Raw genomic sequence first — 6,203 nt, 5'->3', positions numbered from 1 at the left:
GTATGAGTTGGCACAGCTTTATTGTGAAGGGTATAGCTTACCTTGGTGGCGAATGCAGCAATGGGAAGCGGTGCAGCACCTAGATTTACCTGCTTATCCTTTTGCTAGAACAGAACATTGGGTTACTGCCATAAATACCGAAATCCAAGATGATCAGGAACGGCCTTTTGCAGTGCCTATGGACTTAACCCAAAGCGTTAAACAAGAAAAAATATTACCGATGAAAGATGTTATAGCACACCTAATCACCAACCTAGCCTCTGTACTGTTTAAAGACCCTGAAGCCATTGATATAGATAAGCCACTATCAGAAATGGGGTTAGACTCGATTCTAGCTGTTGAATGGTTACAACGGGTCAAAGAAGTACTCGGTGTTGAACTGTTGGCAACCACTGTATATGAATACACGACGGTTGCTTTGTTGGCAGAGCATATTGCTAAATTAATGAATACTGTACATCAACAAGGTACTACAAAACAACTCAACACCGTTAGCCAGAATGATGCGAATATTCAATTACAACCTCCAGTTGGGAAAGTAAAGTTGAGTGAACTTAACACATTGACCTCCCTTCCTGTGTCTATTGCTCAAACACAATGTAAGCCTGTGAGTCTGACTTGTCATATAACGAAAACGACACATACGTCGACGCAAGCTTGGCTGATACAGAGTCTAGCAAATGTGTTGCAGACATCAGTGGAAAAGATAGAGCTAAAACGTAGCCTGATGGATCAAGGGTTAGATTCAATTCTTGGTACTGAATGGGTCAGTGCGATAAATGACAAATATGATATTGGCCTCATCACGACTAAATTATATGAATATTCAGTTGTGCAAGAGTTACTAGATCATTTATGTACACTGATTTGTGAAAGCTTATCTAAAGTTTATGAACACAAAGAACAAGATCCAGATACAACTCATACGCAGACCCAATATGAAAAGAACGCTGATCAAAATAGTCCTGCAGTTGATGAGGGAATTGCAATCATTGGAATGGCAGGACAATTTCCAGATGCTCAGAATATTCAGCAATATTGGGAAAACATACTCTCTGCTAAAGATAGTATTATTGAAATACCGATGTCGCGTTGGTCTGTGGAGGGGTTTTACGATCCGGATCCAGATGCACAGGGATATACCTCGTATAACAAGTGGGTTGGGTACTTAGAAGGAGCTGAATATTTTGATCCTATCTTCTTTAACTTGTCTCCAGCAGAAGCAAATTTAATGGAGCCACAGCAGAGGCTATATTTACAAACCGCATGGCATTGTATAGAAGATGCTGGGATAGATCCGCATACCTTGGATGGTGCAAATTGTGGAATATTTACCGGTTGCTCAGCTGGTTACTACGGGACATCCGAGCTAACCGCACAGCGTTTACTCGGAGGCAATAATGCGATTCTAGGTGGTAGAGTTTCTTATTTCTTAAATCTTAAAGGGCCAAATATGGCCATTGATAGTGCATGTTCATCGTCTTTGACTGCTTTGGTTGAAGCATGTAACAGTTTAGTATTAAGAAACTGTGATATGGCCATAGCAGGTGGCGTATGTTTGCTAATCGAGCCTGCTATGCATATCATGACAAGTCAAGCAGGTATGTTGTCGAAACAGGGTAAATGTTTCACTTTTGATGAACGCGCGGATGGCTTTGTTCCCGGTGAAGGCGTGGGTGCAATTTTATTGAAACGTTACCAAGATGCCTTACTTGATGAGGATCCTATCTATGCAATCGTACGTGCTTGGGGTAGCAATCATGATGGTAAAACCAACGGTATCACGTCACCAAATGTTCGAGCTCAAATAGCGCTAGTAGAGCAGGTTTATCAACGTTTCGATATTGATCCTGCACAAATAGGACTTGTTGAGGCACATGGTACAGGTACAGCTTTGGGTGATCCAATAGAAATAGATGCGCTGAACCATATATTCAGACATACCCATAATCATCGCTGCGCGGTGGGTTCTGTTAAGTCGAATATTGGGCATCTGCTAACAGCAGCAGGCGTGGCCAGTATCATTAAAGCAGCCTTAAGCGTCAAACAAGGCTTGTTGCCTCCAAGTATCAATTTCAAGCAGCTAAATCCAGTTATCAACTTGCATGGATCACCATTTTACGTTAACACTCAAGCCCAACCATGGGAGCAAACAGCACCGCGTATGGCTGCTGTTAGTGCTTTTGGCTTTAGTGGGAGTAATGCCCACGTTGTATTAGCGCAGCATATTCCTTCACATATTGCCGAGCACTCCTGTGAGCAAGCACATAAAGACACCCCACAAATCATTGTTTTGTCGGCTAAAAATACAACCTCATTACTGTCCCTTGTACAGCGGTACAAAGTCTTCTTTAGTGAGCAAACTCTCACATCTGAGGTGAGTCTTAAAGATGTTGCATATACCCTACAAATTGGTAGAAGTGCCTTTAAATATCGTGCAGTGGTGGTTGCGAGTGGTTTTGCGCAGTGTGTTGAGGCATTAGATAGCGTAGAGCAACATTTGCGCTTATCTGATGAGGATAAGCATCATAGCGTTTGGCATGTTGCAGCTGCAAAACACAATGAACAGGCTGTAACGATGTTCAATGACGCGCATATGGTGGCGCGTAGCTGGGCCATTGGATCAAGTGTTGATTGGCATCAGTACTATATAAATCGCGGGGAGCAACATTGTCGTATTGCTTTGCCAGGCTACGTATTTAATAAACGTAGTTGCACTATGCCGCAAGCCTCATATTTTGCATTGGCAGGGCGAGATGAGCTAGCACAAGATACTGTTAAATCAAAGGAATTTGTCATGAGTCAGGTAAGGCAGGATGCGGTTATTTCTACGCCAGCTAGTAACGGCGAAGCGCGTTTCAGTCCGCGACAAATACACCAACTTTTAAGTGAGACGTTACAAAGTTTATTGTTGCTAAGTGAAGATGAAATTGATGAGTCTGCACCTTTTATTGATCTAGGTGTTGATTCGATTATTGGTGTTGAGTGGATCAAACAAATTAACAAACAGTTGGAAAGTAATTTCAAAGTGTCGGTTTTGTATGATCATGCCAACTTGCATGCATTAAAACGGCATATCAGCACTTCATTCCAGTCACTTAATACGTCGGCTGTTCAGCCAGATGTTGCGGTTAAGCAAAAAATAAAAATGTCACAGCCGCAGGATGTGAGACGAGGCAGCAGTCAAACCATTACGCCATCGGCTCGGGTTAAGTTATCTGCGACAGTATCTCAGAAGAAAATAACGCAAAATGTTTTTGCTGAAGAGCCGCAGCCTTTAACGATAAATGAGAATGCCAGCAGTATATCCTCACATTTATCTTTGCAGCAGTTGCAAGAAACTCTAACAGCAACGTTGCAAGCGCTACTGTTACTTGATGAGATTGACCCTGAAGTCCCTTTTATTGATGTGGGCTTAGACTCAATTTTAGGAGTAGAGTGGTTAAAGCAGCTTAATAAGTTATTGAACATTAAGCTTAAGGTGGCAGTGTTGTATGATTACTCAACAGTATCAGTGTTGGCGGGTTATCTTCATCAACAAAAGTTAACTCAGTTTGAATCGGTATCTATAACGCCAGCATCGAGGCAATTACCTGTTGAGATACCGATGATACGAGACAAACTTGTTGATCACAGCACGACCTCATCACAGCATGAAAATAATGTTTCACATGTTAACACAATGCAGAGCATTGCGATTATAGGTCAGTCAGGGCGTTATCCTGGCGCTGCAAACTTAGACGAATTTTGGTGTAACCTGTGTGAGGGAATTAACAGTGTGGTTGAAATTCCTTCACAGCGCTGGTCAATTGCACAGTATTACTCATCACAAGCTCAAACAGGAAAAAGCTACAGCAAGTGGCTTGGTATGCTCGAAGGGGCAGAGCGGTTTGATGCACTGTTTTTCAATATCGCACCAGTTGAAGCCGAGATCATGGACCCTCAGCATAGACTGTTTCTTGAACAAGCCTATTGTGCATTTGAAGAGGCTGGATATGGACCACAATCACTTGATGGCGAGCAGTGTGGTATTTACCTTGGTATTATGAGTTGCGAATACGCAACTTTAGTTGCGCGCTCTGGTATGCCAGTAGCGACATCGCATATAACTGGGCATAGTTTTGCGATAGCCGCTGCGCGTATGGCATATCATCTGAATCTTAAAGGTCCAGCAATTCCAACAGACACCGCATGCTCATCCTCTTTAGTAAGTATTCATCTCGCTTGTCAAGCTTTAAAAGCAAATGAAATTGATATGGCATTGGCTGGAGGCGTTACTTTATATTTACTACCCGAAACCTATATTGGCATGAGTGCCGCTGGCATGTTGGCAAAGGATGGACAATGTAAAACATTCGACAATAGTGCTGATGGCTTTGTGCCAGGTGAAGGAGTTGGTTGTGTTGTACTAAAACGTTTGCAAGATGCGCAGCGAGATAAAGATCATATTCACGCAGTGATCATTGCGTCGGGTATTAATCAGGATGGCAAAACCAATGGTATAACTGCGCCATGTATGCAAAGCCAGATCGACTTGTTACAAGGTTTGTACGATGCCTATGACATTGATGTGAATACTATTGGGTATGCAGAGCTACATGGCACGGGAACTAAGCTTGGCGATCCGATTGAACTTGAGGCATTAGCGCATGCATTTGATAAACGTGGGACCACCGTGGATACTTCATGTGCTATTGGTTCAGTGAAAACAAATATTGGGCACGCATCTGCAGCTGCAGGTATAGCAAGCTTGCATAAAGTTGTACAGATGTTTAAGCATCAGCATTTGGTGCCTTCTTTAAATTTTGTCAGCGCCAATGAGCATTTTGATTTTACCAATTCTCCCTTTTATGTGAACACCGAATTAGCACCTTGGAAAAGTTATAAAAACCAAGCTCTTCGAGCAGTGATTAGCTCATTTGGCTTCAGTGGTACAAATGCACATTTACTTGTGGAGCAGTACAAGTCAGCAGGTGCTGAAAGTGATCCTGCGCCATATGATAATACTCCTGTTATTTTAACAATTTCTGCTCATAACAATGATTCTCTTAAATACAATGTGCAAGCAATTTATCAATACTTATGTGACTCAGCACAGGTAAACATGCACGATTTAGCTTATACATTGCAGGTTGGTCGAGGAGTTTATCGCCATCGTTTAGCATTGGTTGTAAGTACACAGTCCCATGCCCAGTCTGTATTACGGGACTACCTCGATGGACAGACCAACACGGATTATGTGTCGGGTATATGTGAAAGCAAGACCAAGCATGGTGATTTAGCTATGGTGGCTGATCACGATGATATGCTGTTGTTAGTATCACAATGGATAAATAGCAAGCAATGGCTCAAAGTTGCGGGCTATTGGGTACAAGGGGCAGATATAAACTGGCAAAATGTATTCCCATTTAAGCGTCGTCGCTTAAGTTTACCCACATATCACTTTACTCCTCAGTCTTACTGGGTAGCGCAGCCCACTGAGCAAACTACTGATGTGACCCATAGAGCGCAATTGCATCCACTATTGCATGAGAACACATCTAATCTACATCAAGGGATCTGTTATCGAAGCTACTTTGATAACAAGATACTCTGCGTGCGAGATCATACTGTTGATCAGAAAATGACAGTGCCAGCATCTGTTTACGTTGAGCTAGCTATTGCGGCGTATAAAAATGCGAAGCAACTGCCTGTATCTAATAAAGCCAATTTTTTGCTAGACAATCTAGTTTGGCATCAAGCTGCGCAATTCAGTGATGAGCAAGATAATTTTGAGCTTATCACAAGATTAGAGGCTAGCCGTACAGGTGCTGATATAGTGAAGTTTCAGGTGGATATGGTCCATAATGAAAATACCTTGGCACAAGGTCGTATCGCCGAGTTCACAGCCGAGCATGCGATATTAGATTTGAGTGGTATAAGATCTCGTTGTGCTACGTTGCTAGATGGTTCAAGTGTTTATGCGCGCTTTACACAACGAGGTTTACAGTATGGTCATACTCATCAGTTAATAGAAACACTACACAGTGCCCCTAAAGAGGCGCTGGCTAAGTTGCATTTACCAGCTGAGTGTGAGAGCAGTTTGGCAACCTATCACTTACACCCGAGCATAGTGGATGCAGCACTGCAAGCCATCAGTGGTATTCAATTACTTGATGAACAGGGTCAAGTGGGTGGTCCTTTAGTGCCATTTGCACTAGAGC

General features: G+C 42.6%; 1 protein-coding gene. It reads left to right on the top strand.

What is annotated here, in order from left to right; genetic code table 11:
- Positions 1-52 precede the first annotated feature (52 nt).
- A partial coding sequence (locus tag OCI93_RS20610) for a beta-ketoacyl synthase N-terminal-like domain-containing protein (RefSeq protein ID WP_261627219.1) occupies positions 53-6,203 on the top strand: 6,151 nt, incomplete at its 3' end.

It is taken from the genome of Pseudoalteromonas holothuriae, assembly GCF_945859825.1.
In the GTDB taxonomy this organism is placed as follows: domain Bacteria; phylum Pseudomonadota; class Gammaproteobacteria; order Enterobacterales; family Alteromonadaceae; genus Pseudoalteromonas; species Pseudoalteromonas holothuriae.
This window is presented reverse-complemented; position numbering and strand designations above follow the sequence as displayed.